Source organism: Desulfovibrio litoralis DSM 11393, assembly GCF_900143255.1.
GTDB classification, from domain to species: domain Bacteria; phylum Desulfobacterota; class Desulfovibrionia; order Desulfovibrionales; family Desulfovibrionaceae; genus Frigididesulfovibrio_A; species Frigididesulfovibrio_A litoralis.
Window position 1 is genome coordinate 22,356 of record NZ_FRDI01000012.1, and the last position, 18,619, is coordinate 40,974.

An 18,619-nucleotide genomic window follows, 5' to 3' on the forward strand; every position below is an offset into this window, starting at 1 on the left:
CAAAATACTAATAAATAGACTTTACTTTAATGGTAATATCTTATTTTCTTTAATACAATCTATTGCATTATCAAGTTTTTTACAACATACAGTAAAGCAGTCTTCTACGTTGATGCAGTTTGTGCAGCTTGCATTTTTTTTATTTTTTAATTCATCTTTGCATAGTTTGCTGTAACCCAGAATGAAGCTTTGCTCTATCATACGATCAAATGCTTCGCGTCTAGTAATTTTTTTTTCTGGTAAATTTAACAAATCCCACATAGTAAATCCAACAATACGTGCATGAAAAGAAGACCTTATCTTCTTTTCACCATTAAAGGATGGGTTGTATTTGTTCATAAGCTTCCATTCGTCATGGGATATTTCAAAACCATTAACCATTTTTTTATACATCGCACTTAAAGTTATGTCACGGACACAGAAATTGATAATGTCTTGAATATTAAAATTTTCTTTGCTAAAATCAAATAATAGTGCAAAATCGATGCTTACTGGTTTGCCAGAAATTTTAATTTCATAATCATAGTTTTCATTCAATTCTACTACTTTTTCTATGAATTCCGTTGGTATCAAAGTTTTCTGAGGAAATCTTTCCGTATTATAGGAATCAAGTTTCTTTGGCCCAAAAGTTGAAATCCGGTAATCGACGTTACCTAAGTAGTAAATGCCAGAAATGTAAAGTCCATATGTATAAGAGATCTCATACAAATATTTCACTGCCTCATAACTTTCACGATCTGCAATTATTTCTTTATAAAAACTAAGTAATTCTTTTTTTTCAAAAATTTCAGTATGTATAGTTTTACCTTGTTCTTTGGCATAAAAACAAATTAAATAGTTTATGTGTTTTACTAACTCTTTTTTTAACTCATCTAAAGCTTCTGGTTTGTTTTTTAATAGCTCATTTATAGCTACTGATGCTTTTTTTGATAAGATATTCATCTTAATAATATTCATATTGTTGAATATTTGGTCTCCATGTTTCATATAAACATGTCTTAAACCATATTCAATAGTAAAAAAAATAATGATTTTTTCTTGTTCTTTGAGATTCCTATTTATAGCATCTGAACGCTCATTATCTGTTTTTTTCACATTCATTACTTTGCCTATTTGTTTATTTTATTGGTATTGCCAAAAGTTAAATCAATTACTCCAGCTGCTCTTTGCAAAGCTTCATCTGCCAAGTGTGCGTACCTCTGTGTCATTAGCGGGCTACTATGTGTTAATAACTTTTGCAATGTATATAAGTCAACCTGCCCACTTGAAGCCAAAAAAGATGCATAGGCATGGCGTAAGCCGTGAAGAGGTCTAAAGTCTTTTGGTAAACCTGCGTTATCTCTGACTCTTTGTGCAATGCGTTTAAAGTCTTTTCTTTGTTCACCATTTTTTCCAGGGAATACATATAAACTTGGTGTTCTTTCAATGCTATTAAAAATTTCTTTTGTTAACTTTGACATGGGAATGCGTTCAGTTTTACCTTTCTTAGCCGCATCACCTCGTAAAACAATGAAATCAGCTTCAAAATCTATATCTTCCCACTTTAGTGCCATAAGTGCACCTTTACGCATGCCAGTAAATAAGGCTAGTCTTAAAAAAGCGGCTGAGTTTTGATCTACTTCTTTATCTAATGCTCCAAGATAGTTTTTTAGTTGTATGGAATTTAAGCTCTCAGTGCGTTGATTATCAACTTTTGGCATTTCAAAATATAACTTTGATGGATCTATTGCACCACATAACCCTTTTTTTACACCAAACCTAATTATTCTTCGTAATAGACCCATTATATGTTTTACAGTTTGAGAAGCTTTTCCAGATTTTAACAAATTATGTTTTAATTTATCAACTTGTAAAGTTATAATTTCAGATGGCTGTAATTTGCCAAAATCATTTTTTAAGTGTAAATCAAAATTATACTCATCTGTTTTGATACTTTTCCTATCTAGAGCATGCTCATGGTATAAATTCCACAATCTATCAATAGTATACTTATTCAGTTCTGCATTTTGTATTACTTTTTCTTGTTCACGCTTTTCTTTTCGTGAGGTACGTTTACCTTCAATGCGTTCTGAGCGTATACCAGATGCCTTGGCAGGAGTCATATGATCAGAGTATTGGCGACCGACTTTTTCTTCAATTGTCTTGTTGTCCTGCTTAAAAACAATATAGTAGATACGTTCTTCGCCTGACTTACCCTTTCGCTTTCCCATGCGAAAAAATACACCTGGATAATTTGTTTTTTCTCTCTTTTGAACTGCCATATTGCTACCTTTTGCTATAAAAAATTTCCAACCCTATTTCCAACCTTTTTGATAAAATAATATAAAAATTGATGATAATCAATGCAAGTATATTTTACAAATAGCATTGGTATTTATAGATAAATAGCTATACATGAAAAACAGTAAAAATCAATACCCATGGACTCCTAAGCTGTAGGCCCCGCGTTCGATTCGCGGCGAGCACACCAAAATTTAATCAATAGCTTACCAGATTATATCTGGTAAGCTATTTTTTATTCCCAACCCCTGATGGGATATCTGGACTTATAAAAACCATTTTTCTAATCTATTTCTAACTACAAGATAAAAAGCCTTGATGGTGTTTGCGTTATATTGACTGATTTGTCTGGTGCTGTGCAAGGTTTGTAGTTAAATTAGGTATAAACTCATTCTCTTTTATAAAAGGTGTTATTACAATAATTCTAACATTGATAAGTGAGTTCTAGAGTAAAAAAGATGTATCTTTGTTCAAATACTAACACCACTCAATGCCTATACTGTAATCTTATAAAGACCTGTTAACTCGTCTAAGGTAAAGCCGTTTTTCTCAAGTAATTTTATTGAAATCAAATTTTCTTTGACTGGGTCAGCAATGATTTGTTTTGGATTTTCTTTAGATATAATTAAATCATTTAATTTTTGAATTATGACACTACCCAATCCTTTATTTAAAAATTGTACTTCACCAATAAAATAGTCTATTGCAAAAGTGCCAGGCGGTTCATTATCCCATTCAAACCCCTTAGGAGTTTTACTACAATCATAATATTGACAAAAGCCAATAGGTATATTTTCATATTGTATAATGTAGTGATTTAACCAGCCATATTCTCCACTAATATCTTTAATTTCCTCTAGCCATTCTTGTGGGTCACCATACCATTTTTTTATATGCTCTTTCTTTAACCATACTTCAATAGTAGGTATTTCATTATTATCTACTTTAAGAATAAAAACCCTTTCTTTATTTATTGCGATACTCATCACATCACCTTCATTTATTATGTTATATATAAATTCCCTAATACTTGCTTAAAATCTGGCATAAAACAAATAAGCAAACGTTTGTTATGCCATTATGCTATCAGAGAGTCTAGCTTAAAAGCATTTTACAAAAAAAACTAATATCCTTTAAGGGATTTATAATATCATGAAAAGTTAACTAGCCACAGATTAAACAAAATCCACCTTATGTTCAGCTATTTCATGTTTATTTGCCATGAAATAGCTTACAAAAGCGATTTTAAGAATATTTTGTAAGAATATTTTGTAATAGTTGCTAAGTTGTTTTGCTCTAGATAATATAAATGCCAAATACATTGACTATGATTCTCAAATATGGCTGAAATAGTCTTCCACATTTCTATCTTAACAATAAAGACAAAACAAAAAGCCACAACAACGAGTCTGTTGCTGTGGCTTTTTAATATTAACAAGTTTAATTTATTCTGCAATAGGTTCTTGTTTTACTTTATTATTTTGTGTGTTTGGAGCAGGGGCATCAGGGCTTACGTTTGGCGCTCCGACATTCCCCACATCATTATATTGATCAGCAGGAGTTACACCTTGTAAGGTATTATTCAAGTTTGGCAAGGGGTTATCGCCAACGCCGTAATTACTGCCAAGGCTTCTGTCTACACCCGCCATTTGTTCCGGATCTTCGGGGAAAGTGCCTGATTCACGTACCGCATAAGCAATTTTGTGGTTTGCCAAAAATCTGCTGTACCATTTAAAAGAACCCGTGCTATTTTTCGCCGTTCCGCTCGCATTACGCATAAAGCTTTTTGCCCAATCTTCGCCGTTTAAAGGTAAACTCTCAGCTTTATAAACGCCAGGCCAGAAAATATGTTGATCGTCAGCCATAACTAATTTATCAGGTTCAGGGCTAACTCCAACTAAGTTTCTTGGGTCAAAAAACGCAACGACTAAACCTAAAAGTTGGTCGCCGTTATAAATTGGGTTTACAATATAAAATTCAAATCCCAAAGGTCCCGGTTCTAAATAAGCACGCAAATCACCGAGGCTCTGTTTAGGGTCAGGTTCAAGAAACTTGCTTAAATCAACTTCTTTTAAAAATCCAACGGCATCTTTGGCAAGAACGTTACCTTCCGCATCTGTCCACATCAACCCGGATAACCAAACAAAACGAGTTTTTAGTTTTCTCGCCCAAGCTTGATCATATTCAGGCGGTGCATTTTCTAGCCAACGCTCAAGTTCTCTTAATTCAAAGTCAATTTTTTCAGCCGCCAAAGCCAGAGTAGCATCAACATCATCAAGCTCTGTTTTATCTTCCAAATCAATGTTGGCTGATTTATTCAAATATTCACGATATAAACCTTTTGTTCCCTTCCAAGAATCTTTTAATGTTTGATTAGAAGTACAACCAGTTACAAACATTAACAATAACAGAAAAAAACTAACTATATTTTTTTTACAAGACACTCTCGGACTCCTTAAAAGCGTATATTCTTTATATTCATCAATTAAGCTAATTTTTCGCTCTAACTTCGAGGCGATCAACTAATTTTTTCAACTTATCAAACACATGTTCATTCATTGTAACTTGTTGTTCTGGGTTGACGTTTTGCAGACCCTTGGCCGACAAGCCTTGCAGTTGAGCCTCATGAGCTTTTTGCATCTCTTCAACAAGCCCTTTAAGTTCCACTAATTCTGCTTCGTTACCGGCAACGCTCATAAGTTCAAGATAAATTTCTCTTGCACCTAAAAAGTCTCCTTGTTCCGCAAGAATACTTGCCATAGAACGAGTTCGCAAAGAATAAACTTCTTCTAACTCATCGTCTTCGGCTAAACCCGGCTCTAAAGACGACTCTGAACTCTCAATTTCAACGTCGTCAGCACAAGCATCACAAGAATCATCAAGGTCAAGCTCGTTTGTTTCAAACTCAGCGTCGTCATCAGATTGAAAATCTGGAGTTTCCGTTGGTTCAGCGTTTTCTATCTTGCTTGCATCAAAAGTCGGTAGATTTTCAACATCTGACTCTTCCGGTGCTTCGTTTGCAAGTTCTGCTTCAATATCGTCTAAAGAAAAATTACGAGGTTCAGGCGGTGTTTCCACAGTGGAAACTTGCTCTTTTTTTATTACAGGCTCAATTCTTACATGCACACCGCTAATTACCGGCGGATTATGAGGCTTGGTTTTCTTGGGAGTCTCGACTTCAATCTTTTCTAAGCCAACTTTTTCTTGAGTGCTTTGAAGGTTTTCACGAATGGGAGCAGTCAGTCCGTTTTTGGAAAAACAAGCCATAAGCCCGTTTTCTATCACATCTGACCATGAAATAGGCATTTTTTGTAAAAAAGCCGCAACAAAAGTAACAGCCAAGGCGGCGTCTTTTGAGTTTTCGCTTAGGCTAAGCCGTTCTGCCCAGGCTTTCCAAAAAAGCGGATAACCACCAAGCAATTCGCTAACTTTATCGACTTCTTTCCATAAAGAATCATGTCGATTTTGAGCAAACAACAACTCAACCAATAAAAGGCGTGCTTCAATAAAATATGGGTGGCGACTTAAACCACTCAGCAAAGTATTAATAGCTTCATCAATTTGTTGATCACTCGCCAAAATACGGGCTAAAGGGAAAAACACTTTGGAGTTTGGCTCAATCTCAAGAACTTCTCTATACCATTCAATTTTTTGATTCATTCGGTTCCGCTCCCGGGTTTAGAGCTTTATCAGCAGCTGTGCTATTATCTGAAAAAATATATAACAGCTCGTTTTCTTTTACAAAATTTAAACGCTTGCGAATAGTCATTTCTAAATATTTGCCATCTGTTTGTAAAAAGCGTATTTCTTGACTCAACAATAAATTTTTTTCGTCTAAATCCTTAACTTTTTGTTGTAATACCAGATATTTTTGCTTCATTGCCTGATAGGCGATAATGCCGTCGTCGCTCCAAACCAACTTGTAAACCAAAACAAGGTTTATCATTAAAGAAATAGCTAAAAAAATTTGTCTTAATACCATAATATTATTGCAAATAAATCTGCTGTCCCAAACGCTCGCAAGCATTAGACTCAGGCAGGTTAAGTTCTTGTAAAAAAGTAGCTGTTGCAAGCTCTATTCTCATAACATCGTCTTCACGAATTTTTTCCAGACTCTGACTAAAAATATTATCTAAACGCGTCATAAATGATTTTAGCCTATTAAATTCCGTCAAAAAGTCTTTTCCCATCGAGAATTGTTCTAAGACCGGTTCAAGCTCTAAAATTGTTTCGATACAATTTTTTAAGCGACGTTGTAATAAAATATTTGCAGACATAAGAAAAACCTATTTATTTAACCCTGATGAATATTCCGAATTCCAACGACGATAAAACCCGATAAAATAATTAACACCGGAAAAAATAGTAACAATTAAAGCCAAATAAAGAATAGTCATACCAATAAGAGCGATATTAAAGCCCCATACTTCACGATATACTATTAAAAAACCAAGGGCAATAAGTTGAAGAATTGTTTTTAATTTTCCAAAACGATCGGCGGCAACAACTATTCCATCACTGGCGGCAACAGCTCGCAAACCGGTAACCATAAGTTCACGGCATAAAATTAAAATAACAACCCAAGCCGGAACACGCCCCAAATCAACCAAAACAATCAAAACGGACGTAACTAAAATTTTATCTGCCAACGGATCTAAAAATTTACCAAAACTGGTAACAATATTTTCTTTTCTGGCAATATGACCATCGATTAAATCACTAAGAGACGCAATCGTAAATAAAAACAATGCAATCCAATCAGAAAAAACACCCGGAATATACATAAAGAGTACAATGATCGGAACGACAAACATGCGAAACATTGTAATTTGATTAGCTGTATTAAATATTTTTTTATGCATATGCTTCAGCGGAAAAAGATTAAGAAAAAGGTTGTGATAAAAATATGTTTTGTTACAAGCCACTCTAACCTTACAGACAGTTTTTTGCAATGCCCAAAAAGCAAAAAAATAGCAAAGTTCATCTTAAAAAACTATATTTCTTCAAAATTGTAAAAAAACAAGCTCAAAACCGATACAAATCGGTAATCGATAAAACTATAAATTAAAAGTTTTAAAACTCATAACAGATAAATCGCCCAACAAAATTTTGTTGGCAAGACAAGGTTCATCTCCGGTTAAAAAACGTATTGCCTCAGAGCTTTGGATACAAGCCGCCAGATTTACCGAACTAACGATAGTGCCGATACTCTCTTCCAAACTTTGTTCGTTGTTAATATAAATACGCGTCATAAGCTCACCAAGCTTAGTTTGCTTCTCTATTTTTTCGCCTGTTTCATTTTTTACAGACAAAATGGTAGAAACTAAAAAGCTCCAACCGGCAACAGCAGCAGAGATAAGAGGAACGCCACACTCATAAGCACTATTATGCAAAAACGCCCTATCTTTTGCTCCGCCCAAACAATCAAGCACAAGATCAACCCCCGAAAGCATTTCAGGACTAAACTCACAAGAAAAAAACTCTGTTTTAATACTGCTGTTTACGGCTTGAGCTCTTTCTTTTGCCAGTTGTGTTTTATTAAAATGTTTAATTGCTCCGTCTTCCGTTGATAAAAGTTGACGGTTTAAGTTACTTGCTTCAAAAACATCAGGATCGCAAGCCCTTATCCCTCCTACACCAACACGAGCAAGATGTTCTAAAACATAGCCACCCAAACCACCCAAGCCAACAATCAAAACCTTTGAATTAAAAAGTTTTTCTTGGTCTATAAGACTTAAAGTTGTTTGATTTCTTAAATAGCGTTCAGTTAAAAGATTAGAGCTATTCATCTAACCACCGCAAATAAACGGACATAACGTTACGCTTTGTTTATTTTTTAAAGGGGTGGTCAAATTTGCGGTTTCTTCGCCCACAAAAGCCAACATCACCTGACTTTCTTCCAAGTTAAATTCACGCATCAAATCAGCAACGGTACTTCCGTCTTTAATTTCATAATTTTCAGAATTTTCAGGCAAATATTTTTTTAAGTTTGCTTCAAATTTTAATATAACTTTCATAAAACACCTCATTCTAAAAAGAACAGCATGATAAAATATTATATCATGCTGTTCTTTTTAATCGATATTAAGCAAGTTTACAAGAGTAAAACTCAATACATTTTTATTTTATTCAAGACTATTGCAAAATAGTCTCTATTCAATAATCACTGAACCTGATGAAAGTATTGCCTGATACTCCGGTGAATACATACAAGACGCAGACGACGGAGGCAAGACAAAGGTTCCTTTGTGTACGGCACGCATCGCATAAGTATAGGTCGCAGAATCAGAAACCACAGGGTCTACGATAACAACTCGGTCTTCACGCTTTTCAAAACGAACCGGCGGTGCATTGAAAGAAGAACGAGAGGAAGGATCATAATCTTCTTCATCACTTTCTTCGGAATTATTCGCAGTATTTGACGGGGCGTCGCTTAATAAGGCTGTTCCCTCAAGTTCAAAACCACCTGCCAATAAATCAGCGATAACAACATCTTTCAATAAATCTTCATTGGTGTTGGTCAATGAAATTCTTACTAAAACACGAGAGCCCTGAGCTAATTTTATAACTTGTTTTTTTGCAATGGCGTCTTCAATATTAATTTCTGTTCCATCAGCTAAAACAAAATAACGTTGTAAAGCCATACCTTTCGCCATCGGAGTCGGTGCTTCGAGAGGTACTCCGCTACGGTTTAGGCTGTAATAGGCGCTACCTTTACCCTCAAAAGCAACATTTAAGCTATCAGATTGGCTTAACAAAGCGTTTCCGACCGTTGCTATTGCTTTTTCGGTAGCTTTTAAAACAAGCTGATCATTCAAATCTGTGATTGTTACGGTATAAGGCTCACCGGCTTTAGTATATTTTAAATATTTAGCTAAAGCCATTAAACTTACTCCGGCTTCTTGAGTCGTAAAATAAGAGGCATTTTGAATTTCTTTAACAATATCAACAGCCAAAGCCGAAGCTTCTTTTGAATTAGGTTCAAACTGACTCCACATCAAAAGCTGTAAGGCTCTGTTTCTAAGCGAACCTTCCAAAGTGCGTTGATAGCTGTTTGCATTTACCTTTTGTACCTTTTTAAGGTTTAACTCTCTTAAAGGAGTAGCGTTTCCTTTATATGCACTGTATGCACCCGCTAAAAAGATACGGCCTGATTCATACATATTATCTTGATTATCACTTAAATATTGCATCCAACCAAGTTGATAATCTCCGTTTAACGCTAAAACATAACAGGCATAAGCCTTTGTGCTTAAGGCATAAGAGCTGCTTTCCGCATTAGGAGACATACTTAAATATTCACGCAACCAGGCTAAAGAGTTTTGAAGCATATCTCCGGGAATCGGCATCGTCGAAGACTGGCTCACTTCAGTAAGGAAGTGGGCGGCATATACACTGCCCCAGTCATTCACATAATTATAATAACCCGGCCAATAACTAAAAGAACCGGAACTTAAACGCATTGCCAATAAATCAAACAACGCTTTTTTAAGCCCTGTTTTCCCTTGCTCTTTAAGGTCAATATCAGGGTTTAGCGTAGCCAACATATCAGGCAAGAACAAGAAGCTCCAAGACCTTGAAACAGTTTGTTCCAAACAACCGTAAGGATAATCATCTAAAAATCTTACCAATTTTAAAAGATTAACCGCAGGAGTCGGAGCAACGCTTAACGCCCTGTTTTCTGTTCCTTTTAAAAACTTAACAGATTGAAAATCCAATGTGCTATCTTTTGAAAAAATTCCCATATCTACTTTTGTAATAAAAGGATAAGGCGGACGCACCACTGTTTCAATACTTGATTTAAAATCTGTTTTTTCGTTAATTTTTGTTAAAACATGAACCTTGGCGATGCCAACGGCTTCGGCTTTTTCATCTTGAGGAACAGCCTTGGCTTTAATAAATAAGGTTTCGCTTTCGCCGGGTTGTAATTTAAGCTTGTGGATATTTTCCGAAACAAGTTTAATCGGTCCCTCGACAATTACGTTAATTTCAACCTTAATATCTTTTTCTTTTTCTTGTTTTCCAACAAAAGCCTTAACGGGAATAACAAACTCATCGCCAGGTGCCAAAACCAAAGGCACGGTAGGTTCAACGGTTACGTTACGTCTTATTTCTATTCCTTCGGCACGAGAACCAAACTTACTACCCGCTAAGGCAATAATGCTAAGACGAGCTTTTCCGCTATATTCGGGAATATTGATAGGAACAGAAGCTTCGCCGTTTTTATCGGTTTTCAATAAAGGCATAAAGATTGAAAGCACTTGTTGCTTACGTTTATAAAGAGGCATATCGCTATCGCCGGCTGCTGCCGCCATATCTCCACCAACTTTTAAGAGCGGGTGAACGGCTGCCTCTAACGGCATAAGCCAATCATACATATCATATAAATATGAAGCCAGAGCATAATTGCCGTAAAAATATGCAAACAAGTCTGTTAATGGGTGATTAGTAAGTTTTAAAACCGCTTCATCAACCAAAGCAAGGCTAAATTCGCCTTCAACGGGTTTACCCTCAGAATCTGTTATTTTAAGTTTAACGCTGATAGACTGTGCCGGTTCAATACGCTCAGGCACTTCAAAGGCAATATTCAATTTTTTATCACTATGGTCAATATTGATTCTTTCTACACCAAAGACTCTATGAGCCGACCATTCTTTACCTTCTTCTATAGGGCGACTTACCCAAGCCGTACAAAACGCTTGTGGCGAAAACTCTTGGGTAATTGGTATATCAACAGTGATTTCATTCTCTTTCATATTCATATCAGAAGAATAAAACTCTTTTGAGTTACCAACAGTCAAAATTAAACGCCCGCTAAACGGTGAGTTAATCGTAAGTTTCGCCGTATCACCAATTTTATAACTTGCTTTATCAAAACTCAACTTAACTCTTTCAATAGTAGCCGAGCTTTGAGTCTCAGCCCGACCATAACCGTAAACATAAAAACGCAAAGACCCCGCCGCCCCTGTTTTAGGGTCGCTAACCTTAACAACATAATCACCGGAACTCTTAGGCGTAAACGAAGTTTTACCCTTTCCGCCGGTTAATTTAATATCAGCCTTTGAAAGACTCTGATACTCATAAGCAGAACCGGTACGAGTATAATCTTCATTTTCCATCAAAAACGAATATCGCTGAATTTTAAACACTTCAAATTTTAAAAGTTCAGTCTCGGCAACGGAAGCATCAGGTTTAATCGCAACAAAGTTCAGTCCTAAATCTTGCCCCGTGTATATATCATTATTGCTTAAATTAATACCCAGTAAGACAGGTTTCGGGAAAACCGCTACGGTTTCACGATTGGCAAGCCAACGCCCACCGTCTTCCATCGCCCTAAAAGTTGTACTAAACTCTAAAGATTGTGGCAGGGGTGCTGTATTGTTATAAGTATATTTTATTTGTGTTTTACCTTGTTCGTCTAATTCACCCGAAGCAAAGTTTTTTTCAATAATATCATTAAAATCAACGTGTACGCTTGAAAACGAATAATCACGCCAATCTTTATGTGAATAAGGTTTTTCAGATAAAGCTATACCGGCTTCATATTGTAAGTTTTTACCGACAGCTCCAAAGACATATTTAACCTTTGCATCAAGTTCAATATTGTTTTCAACAACATATTTGTCTTTAGCATAATTAAGGGCAATATTTAAACGTGGTGGAATAAAATCTTCGACAATAAAAGACTCAAAACTTAAAAGACTTTTTTCTTCACCGGGTAAAAATACTCTTATTGAATATGTTCCAACACGTCCGCTAAAAGGAATCTCTTGCTTAACCGAAAAAGTTCCCTCGCTGTTAATCATAGCACTTCCTGAATTTAACAGTTCATCAGCAGGGTTTTTGATTTGCCATAAAACAGGGAACTCTTTTGCAGGCGGCAAAAACTTGGCATCACGCAGAACTACTTTAAAATCAATAGTTTCACCGGGCTTATATATGCCTCTTGGAAGGAAAGTTAAAGCACTGTAACCGGAACTAATAAAGGTTTTTCCGCCAAAGTCGGCCTTCATTGTTCCGAGCAAGTCTTCATTTAACGCTAAGTAACTTAATTCTTCTCCCTTTTGGGCTGTAAAAAGAGAGGGGGACTGTCCTTTAAGGTCAACCTTTAATAAACCGCTTTTATCGGTTGTTCCTGAGGAAATAAGCTGGTTTTCGCTCGTATAAACTTTAATCTCAACCCCTTCAACCGCTTGAGCTTTTGCCAAAGAATTAACCCAAACAATTAAAGAATCACCATTTTGTTTGGCGGCTAAACCCAAATCACTTAAAACAACAAAGCGTTTGTCGGAAGATTCTCCATAATAATTATCGTCATCTCTTACACCTGTTGCATTAAGCAGGTATACGCCTGATTTGGCATTAACCAGTTTTTTAAAGTCTATTAAGTTATTTTGTACTTGTTCCAATTTTGAGCGGTCAAGTTTTGCACTGCCCTTAGACGTAACTTGGGCAAGCTGATCAAAACGGTATAGCTCATATCCTTTATTATAGCCCAGATTTACCATTACCGGAATATTATTTTCAAAAAGACGCGAAGCGGTTAAATCAATTTTATCTACACCCACGCTAGATACTTTTATCAAAGCCGGAAGGTCTAAAGATAAGTGAGTACCTTTTCCGCTAAAAGCAAGGCCTTTGCGTGAGTCTGAAAAAACAGCCACCTTTTGAAACGGCTCTGTTAAAAGCCCTCGACTCGAAGCCAAACCCGGCTTAAGCGTAATAGTATAGGGTATTCCTTTTTCAAAGTCCGCAAAAAGTTTAAAGCCACTGTTTGTAGATTCGGTGGTAAAAGGCAGTTTAGGTTTTATATCAATAAACTTCTCAATATCCTGCATACGTACAGCGTCGCGAATATAAACCTCAAGGAACCTGCCCCAAGGAGCCTCATACTGTTTTGATTCATATACATCTATACTCTCCATCATATTGCTGATTTTCAATATACCGAGAGGTTGCTTGTCAAAAAAGATTTTTTTATCTTGAGAATAAAAATCGGGGCTAAAGGCAAATCTAATTTGATTGCGTTGAAAACTTTGAAAATCCGGCAATTTAAACTTGACAAAAACAGTGTTTTTAACCGTTCTGACTACCTTTAAAGGTACTGTGGTCTTTTTATATAGTTCTTTATTTTTTTTATCTAAATTTTTCTGAAGGCTGTCTTCTTTAACTTTGCTAAGTTCTTCCAAAGGAATTACTTCAACTTTAGCGTGTTGTTCTAACGTCGAACTCTCTATTGGTGCAGAAAATTCCAAGCGAAAAATGAAATAACCATCATGACTAAGTTGTACTTGTGTTGCTGATGACAAATAAAACGGGCGATAATAAAATTCATATTGATCACCTAAACTTGTACGCCCGATAGGCTTTGAATAATAGTTTCCTATAGTTACATCATTGCTATAAGCCATAGCGGTTCCATAAAATCTAAAGTCTTTTCCATCTAAGTTTGTTAATTCATGAGGTAAAGTAATACGATATTTTTTACCCTCTTGAAAATCGCTTGAAGAAACCGAAAGCGTGCTTCTATTAAGCCAAGTATATTGAGCGTTGATCTCAGGACTGATAGTAAAAGGTGGTTTTGTGGTGGTAAAGGGGAATGCTGCGTTGGGGTCTGTTAATTCTATAACCGGTTTATTAAACGAAAAAGCCAAAGCTTTATTTTCCATTTCATAAATCGACAAGGTCAACGCATTTGGGTTTCTTGCCGACGATACATTTTTTTGAAAAACATAACCGGCGACGTTTTCCTTTTCTTCTTTCGCCGCAAAAGCAAAAGACGATTGGAACAATATAGTTAAAATTAATAAAAAATAAATACTTACGCTAGAGTAAGAGCCACACACCCTGTTTTTCAAGCCTGACACAGACATAGAAATTACCACCTAAAAATAAAAATAATGCCCAAAGACAAAAAATTTTGGGCATTATTCACAAGTATAACAAATCGTAAAATTTATCAAGAGCTGTTTCAAATAAAAGGCTTAAATTACACAAAAAAAAACTATTGTGATAACGGGAATAACTAACGGCTTTGATATTGCTTTTTCCACTCGTCCAAAAATAATAAAGCACTCTCAACAGAGTTCAATTTTCCCGCTTGAGCACGTATTTTTAAAATCAAATCTTCAAACGAAACATCTAAAGGCAAGGCAAGCTTTTCACAAATATCCAAAACTTCAGCCTGTAACTCTTTAGAGAGCTTGTCGCCGCCAAGTTCCGCCAACTGATCTAAAATCGAAACAGGTGTTTGTTCCATTTTGGCTTTTAACGTTTGATTACGTTCAAGCACAAAGTCTATAAAACTGTTTAATCTTTGTTCATAAGTATGATCAGCCAAAACTCTTTTTAAACTGCGTTCGATATACGCGTTTCTCTCTACCGGGTTATCAAGGAAATATTTAATCTTTTCAACAAGTTCGTCCATATTGTTAAAAGTTGCAAGTTCGTCTTCGGCAAACAGCTCAGACATCAAACTGCGCTTATCCACCAGTTGAAATGCCGAACAAGCCGCCAATTCAAAAGTACGCGGGTTTACAAAATCACCGCCGGAAACTAATTGTTGAGTTTGCACGCTGGAATGTAGGTTTAAATTTATTTTTGTGGCATTATATATTTTAACGGCTTCTTCCGAGCTTATCCTTGCCCCGTTTTTTTGTATTAAAGGCTTAAGGAAAACATCATCGCCCCATTCCGTTCCCCAAATTTTAAAATTAAACGGCAACAAACGTTTAAACGCTACTCGCCTATTCGGATAACCCGCACCCAAAAACGATAAGTCTGACCCATATTCGTTTTGTTCTTCCGTATTCAATTTAAGTTTTGCATGCACGGAAGGCAGGGCCGCCAAAGGCAGATATAAAGCGTTTTCCACCCCAATCTTTTCTAATTCACTCAAAAACGGTTCTTTTTGGATAACAGCAAAAAAATCATAATAAGGAGCAAAAGCTCGCCAATAAGTAAACAGCCTAAAATCTTCAACGAACCACATAGCAGTCGCAATCTTATCTTGGCGTAGACGCTTTAAAATCGAAATACTCATCGGGGCTTGTGCCAAAGCGAAAACCAAATCAGGCTTTGAAGCTTCGACTTTTGCATAAACCATGCGTGAAACCAAGTTGACATATTGTTGTTCAAAATATTGCTTTTCTGCCAAACCCAGTTGAATTTTATTAATTCCGTTATAACTTGCATTAAAATCGGGGCTTTCGAATACTTCAACAGTATGACCAAGGTTTTGAAATGCCGCTACACAATAACGCCCGATAGGTAAAGACCCCCCGTAAAAAGGCAAGACAACCAAAATTTTCAGGTGATTTTTTAACTGATTTTGCATAAGATATTCCCAATTTTACTTTTTATCTAACAATATATTTTATTCAACAGGCTTTATTAACAGGCTTTATTTACAAAATATATACTTTATTTATTTTCCGTAATCCAATCAAGCTCTTTAAACAAATATTCCGCCAATTCCGAACTTTTTGACGTATCACCAAGCCAATCGGCAAAAAACAAACCTTTTTGTTCTCCAAGCAAAGAACGTAAAATCATACGCTCTTCCTGCATCGGGCTTTGACCGTCGACCGCATCGTAACACACTCCAAGGCTGTCAAAACTACTGACCAATCCACAAAAATCATCTGGTAACTCAGGAACATAACGCCCTGAAAGATGAGATAAAAACGCCTTAGAAGAAAAAGGTTCAAGGCAAAGTTGAGTTTTACAAGAACAAGGCTGAGACTCAACACAAGGGCTACAGGCGGGGGTTGCCTGCCAAATCATATGCCCTTGTCCATATGGACCTGTTTCCCAAGACCAAGCCGAAGATAAAAAGAACGCTTGGATAGCAACGCCCAAGTGTGCGGCAAGGTGCATTAAACCTGTATCAGGCGTTAAAATCTGATTACAGCTCTCAACAAGTTCAAAAAGATCAAGCAAACCTGTTTTTCCGGCCAAATTTTCTGTTTTCTCAAGCATACTCGGGCTAAATTCTCGCATCAATTGATGTGCCAAAATCTGTTCTGACTTACTGCCGAGCAAGACAAGCTTTGGTCCGCCTTGCCCTTCAAAGATTGCCTTAATCACTTTTGCCAAACAAGCCGGAGGCAGTGAACGACGCGACTCTCGCCCCGCCAAAACAATGCCGATCTTATTCTCTTTGCTAAAAGAGCTTTGAGTTTGAATAAATTGACTAAGCCCCTCACTCTCTGTCTTTTTTATCGAGCGAAAACGACCGGCAATCGGGCTAACTAACTCAGCAGGGTAAGGGAAATCAGCCAACAAAGCCCAAAAATCCGCAAGGTTTAAAGGAGAGCTACGCCGTTGACTTGTCCAACGCCAAATAAATTTTGTCCATAAACTAAGGGCCTGACTCCCCTGTTCTCTATAATAACCTCTAACAATTCGAGAATCAAACAAGGCGGCTAAACTATAGTTTAAACCTGAAAAGTTTAAGTTATAAACCTGATCAAAAGAAATATTGCTCAGAGTCTGAAATATTTCACGATTTAAAGTTAAAATTTTTGAAGCGTTAGAACTGATAAGATTCTTGTCAGTCTTATCGGTCATATGATTATGTGCGATAATCCCATAAACTTGGGCAAAGGGAAAAAGTTTTTTGGCAAAACTTTCCAAAGAGGCATCAACACAAAGATGTATCTCTGATGTATGGGTAATATTCTTTGCTAGATTGCCGTTTGCAAAATTTGGAACAGGTTCATAATACAAAGAATATAACAAGCGTTTGGTTTGTATTAAATCACCCAAGCGAGCCAACTGGATCACCAAATATTTTTTAGGAACAAAAGCGTTTAAAGTGTTATTCAATATCAACCTGCTGTCTTCGCTATAAAATTATAATTTATAAAAACTTAGCCAAATTTTTTACTGTTTTGCTTCTTGTTCAAAACGTTTTGCAACTCGGTTTAAAATTCCGCTCGCTACGCTCAAGCCGTTGTTTTGCCTGATACTTTCTTGATTATTACGTCTGGCTGCCCAAGAAATTATATATAAGATATTATCATCATTAAAGTTCTTTGCACCATTCACCACTGTTTTGACTGTTTTCAAAAGTTCTTGTTTAATACGCCTTTGTTCGGCGACTGCCTGTTGATAAGAGCGGTTAAGCTGATCCAACTCGTTATGTTGAGAGGCTTGAGGTTTTTTTGTCGATAATTCTTGAGAAAGAGTAATATATTGAGCCTGCAAACTTGCCACCTTGCCTTGAGCCTTGAGCAACTCTTCTTGCTGTTCCGCCAAAGACGGGTTTGTGGCAAAGGCATTCAAAACACTTGCGGTCATGCGAAACTGGTTGGCATATAAAGTATAAAGCTCACTCAATTCCGAGGGCGACAATCCCTCGCCTTTACTGTTTGAAGTAGCTGGTGCTTCGGCGTTGATTAGACCAATAAATTTTTCCAAATATAAATCAGTAAGGGCAGTTAACATCGATGGCGACAATACATAATTAAAAATATTCGTACGCATTGCCTTTAAGTTTCCGCTGTCTCCATGCCAAATTAAACCATGTTGTCCGCCTGCGTAACGAGTATTGAGATAACGCACGTCAATAATCACTGTTCCGCTCTTACCATTTGTTCTCGGGCGATAATTACGCACCAAAGTTTTTGCCAAATCTTCAACAAAATCAAAGCGGACTATATGATCTTGAAACGGGCGTTTTGTATCTTTTATACTTGTTTGATTAGCAGATTTTTCTTGTTCCTCTGCTTGCATTGAGTTTTGGTCAAGCTTTAAAGTAGCAACATTACTTAATATTCCGTTATCTTTTTTAGCGGTTTGATTTAAGGAAGCTTCGCCGAGAATAGGCGATAAAGTCGTATTGTTAGCTTGAAAATTAACTGGATTTTCAGCAACATTTAAGATATTAGAATCAGAGTTTGCAACAGGGATATTTGAATTATCTACCTGTGTGTTTTGGCTGTTTTCCGTTGCATTAACTGCGGTTGTTTGATTTGTGATTGTTGGCAAAACAGGTGTTTGAGTATTTACAAAGGGCTTGTTTTGTTCCATCTGGTTAAAATTATCGCTAGTATTTGGCGGAACCGGGGTTCTGGTAACAGTAACAGGCGAAACAGGCTCTTGGCTTGAACCAAGTTTAACGGGTCTTTCCTCTTGCTTGCTTAGTTTTCCCACTACAAAGGGGTTTAAAGACGGGTTATCCTTCCATAAAAACCAGTATAAAGGTAGCCCGACAATTAAAACAGCCAAGGCTAAGGCCGCTAAAAACAACAATACTTTTTTTATTCCGGACCACATATTTTATCCCTTTAAAATGCTTGTTTATATTTTAATGAAAACAAAGCAAGATTTGTAT

14 protein-coding genes are annotated in these 18,619 nt (G+C 36.4%); all 14 read right to left on the minus strand.

Features of this window, described 5'->3' with window-relative positions:
• Positions 1-21 precede the first annotated feature (21 nt).
• The gene (locus tag BT999_RS10125) at positions 22-1,101 is read right to left on the minus strand and encodes a hypothetical protein (protein WP_072697677.1); all 1,080 of its coding nucleotides are present in this window, start codon (positions 1,099-1,101) and stop codon (positions 22-24) included.
• Positions 1,102-1,109: 8 nt separating this feature from the next.
• Entirely contained in the window at positions 1,110-2,261 is a 1,152-nt protein-coding gene (locus BT999_RS10130; protein WP_072697678.1) for a tyrosine-type recombinase/integrase, read from the minus strand.
• Between the two features lie 513 nt (positions 2,262-2,774).
• A complete protein-coding gene (locus BT999_RS10135; RefSeq protein WP_072697679.1) occupies positions 2,775-3,266 on the minus strand; it encodes a GNAT family N-acetyltransferase in 492 nt (163 codons plus the stop codon).
• A 459-nt stretch (positions 3,267-3,725) separates the two neighbouring features.
• The gene (locus tag BT999_RS10140) at positions 3,726-4,724 is read right to left on the minus strand and encodes a PDC sensor domain-containing protein (RefSeq protein ID WP_072697680.1); all 999 of its coding nucleotides are present in this window, start codon (positions 4,722-4,724) and stop codon (positions 3,726-3,728) included.
• Positions 4,725-4,770: 46 nt separating this feature from the next.
• Positions 4,771-5,940 (minus strand): tetratricopeptide repeat protein, encoded by a 1,170-nt coding sequence (locus BT999_RS10145; RefSeq protein WP_072697681.1) that lies wholly within the window; start codon positions 5,938-5,940, stop codon positions 4,771-4,773.
• Positions 5,924-6,262 (minus strand): FtsB family cell division protein, encoded by a 339-nt coding sequence (locus BT999_RS10150; RefSeq protein WP_072697682.1) that lies wholly within the window; start codon positions 6,260-6,262, stop codon positions 5,924-5,926. The genes BT999_RS10145 and BT999_RS10150 overlap by 17 nt, the downstream gene beginning before the upstream one ends.
• A gap of 4 nt (positions 6,263-6,266) precedes the next feature.
• On the minus strand, positions 6,267-6,557 hold the full coding sequence (locus BT999_RS10155) for a hypothetical protein (protein ID WP_072697683.1): 291 nt from the start codon (positions 6,555-6,557) through the stop codon (positions 6,267-6,269).
• Between the two features lie 9 nt (positions 6,558-6,566).
• On the minus strand, positions 6,567-7,130 hold the full coding sequence (gene pgsA / locus BT999_RS10160) for a CDP-diacylglycerol--glycerol-3-phosphate 3-phosphatidyltransferase (RefSeq protein ID WP_072697730.1): 564 nt from the start codon (positions 7,128-7,130) through the stop codon (positions 6,567-6,569).
• A 207-nt stretch (positions 7,131-7,337) separates the two neighbouring features.
• Positions 7,338-8,069 (minus strand): ThiF family adenylyltransferase, encoded by a 732-nt coding sequence (locus tag BT999_RS10165; RefSeq protein ID WP_072697684.1) that lies wholly within the window; start codon positions 8,067-8,069, stop codon positions 7,338-7,340.
• Positions 8,070-8,297, minus strand: a complete 228-nt coding sequence (locus BT999_RS10170) for a MoaD/ThiS family protein (RefSeq protein WP_072697685.1) — start codon at positions 8,295-8,297, stop codon at positions 8,070-8,072. It lies immediately after the preceding gene.
• A gap of 135 nt (positions 8,298-8,432) precedes the next feature.
• Entirely contained in the window at positions 8,433-14,153 is a 5,721-nt protein-coding gene (locus BT999_RS10175) for an alpha-2-macroglobulin family protein (protein ID WP_072697686.1), read from the minus strand.
• 152 nt (positions 14,154-14,305) lie between these two features.
• Positions 14,306-15,616 carry a CgeB family protein gene (locus BT999_RS10180; RefSeq protein WP_072697687.1) on the minus strand — a complete coding sequence of 437 codons (1,311 nt, stop codon included), beginning with the start codon at positions 15,614-15,616 and terminating at the stop codon, positions 14,306-14,308.
• An 86-nt stretch (positions 15,617-15,702) separates the two neighbouring features.
• Complete coding sequence (locus BT999_RS10185) at positions 15,703-17,109, minus strand: glycosyltransferase family 9 protein (protein WP_072697688.1); 1,407 nt, start codon at positions 17,107-17,109, stop codon at positions 15,703-15,705.
• A gap of 57 nt (positions 17,110-17,166) precedes the next feature.
• Complete coding sequence (locus BT999_RS10190) at positions 17,167-18,561, minus strand: hypothetical protein (RefSeq protein WP_072697689.1); 1,395 nt, start codon at positions 18,559-18,561, stop codon at positions 17,167-17,169.
• Between the last annotated feature and the right edge of the window lie 58 nt (positions 18,562-18,619).

Coding starts and splice junctions, on each gene's coding strand:
- BT999_RS10125 (WP_072697677.1), bottom strand. CDS start 1,101: ATGAATGTGAAAAAAACAGATAATGAGCGTTCAGATGCTATAAATAGG.
- BT999_RS10130 (WP_072697678.1), bottom strand. CDS start 2,261: ATGGCAGTTCAAAAGAGAGAAAAAACAAATTATCCAGGTGTATTTTTT.
- BT999_RS10135 (WP_072697679.1), bottom strand. CDS start 3,266: ATGAGTATCGCAATAAATAAAGAAAGGGTTTTTATTCTTAAAGTAGAT.
- BT999_RS10145 (WP_072697681.1), bottom strand. CDS start 5,940: ATGAATCAAAAAATTGAATGGTATAGAGAAGTTCTTGAGATTGAGCCA.
- BT999_RS10150 (WP_072697682.1), bottom strand. CDS start 6,262: ATGGTATTAAGACAAATTTTTTTAGCTATTTCTTTAATGATAAACCTT.
- BT999_RS10155 (WP_072697683.1), bottom strand. CDS start 6,557: ATGTCTGCAAATATTTTATTACAACGTCGCTTAAAAAATTGTATCGAA.
- BT999_RS10165 (WP_072697684.1), bottom strand. CDS start 8,069: ATGAATAGCTCTAATCTTTTAACTGAACGCTATTTAAGAAATCAAACA.
- BT999_RS10170 (WP_072697685.1), bottom strand. CDS start 8,297: ATGAAAGTTATATTAAAATTTGAAGCAAACTTAAAAAAATATTTGCCT.
- BT999_RS10175 (WP_072697686.1), bottom strand. CDS start 14,153: ATGTCTGTGTCAGGCTTGAAAAACAGGGTGTGTGGCTCTTACTCTAGC.
- BT999_RS10180 (WP_072697687.1), bottom strand. CDS start 15,616: ATGCAAAATCAGTTAAAAAATCACCTGAAAATTTTGGTTGTCTTGCCT.
- BT999_RS10190 (WP_072697689.1), bottom strand. CDS start 18,561: ATGTGGTCCGGAATAAAAAAAGTATTGTTGTTTTTAGCGGCCTTAGCC.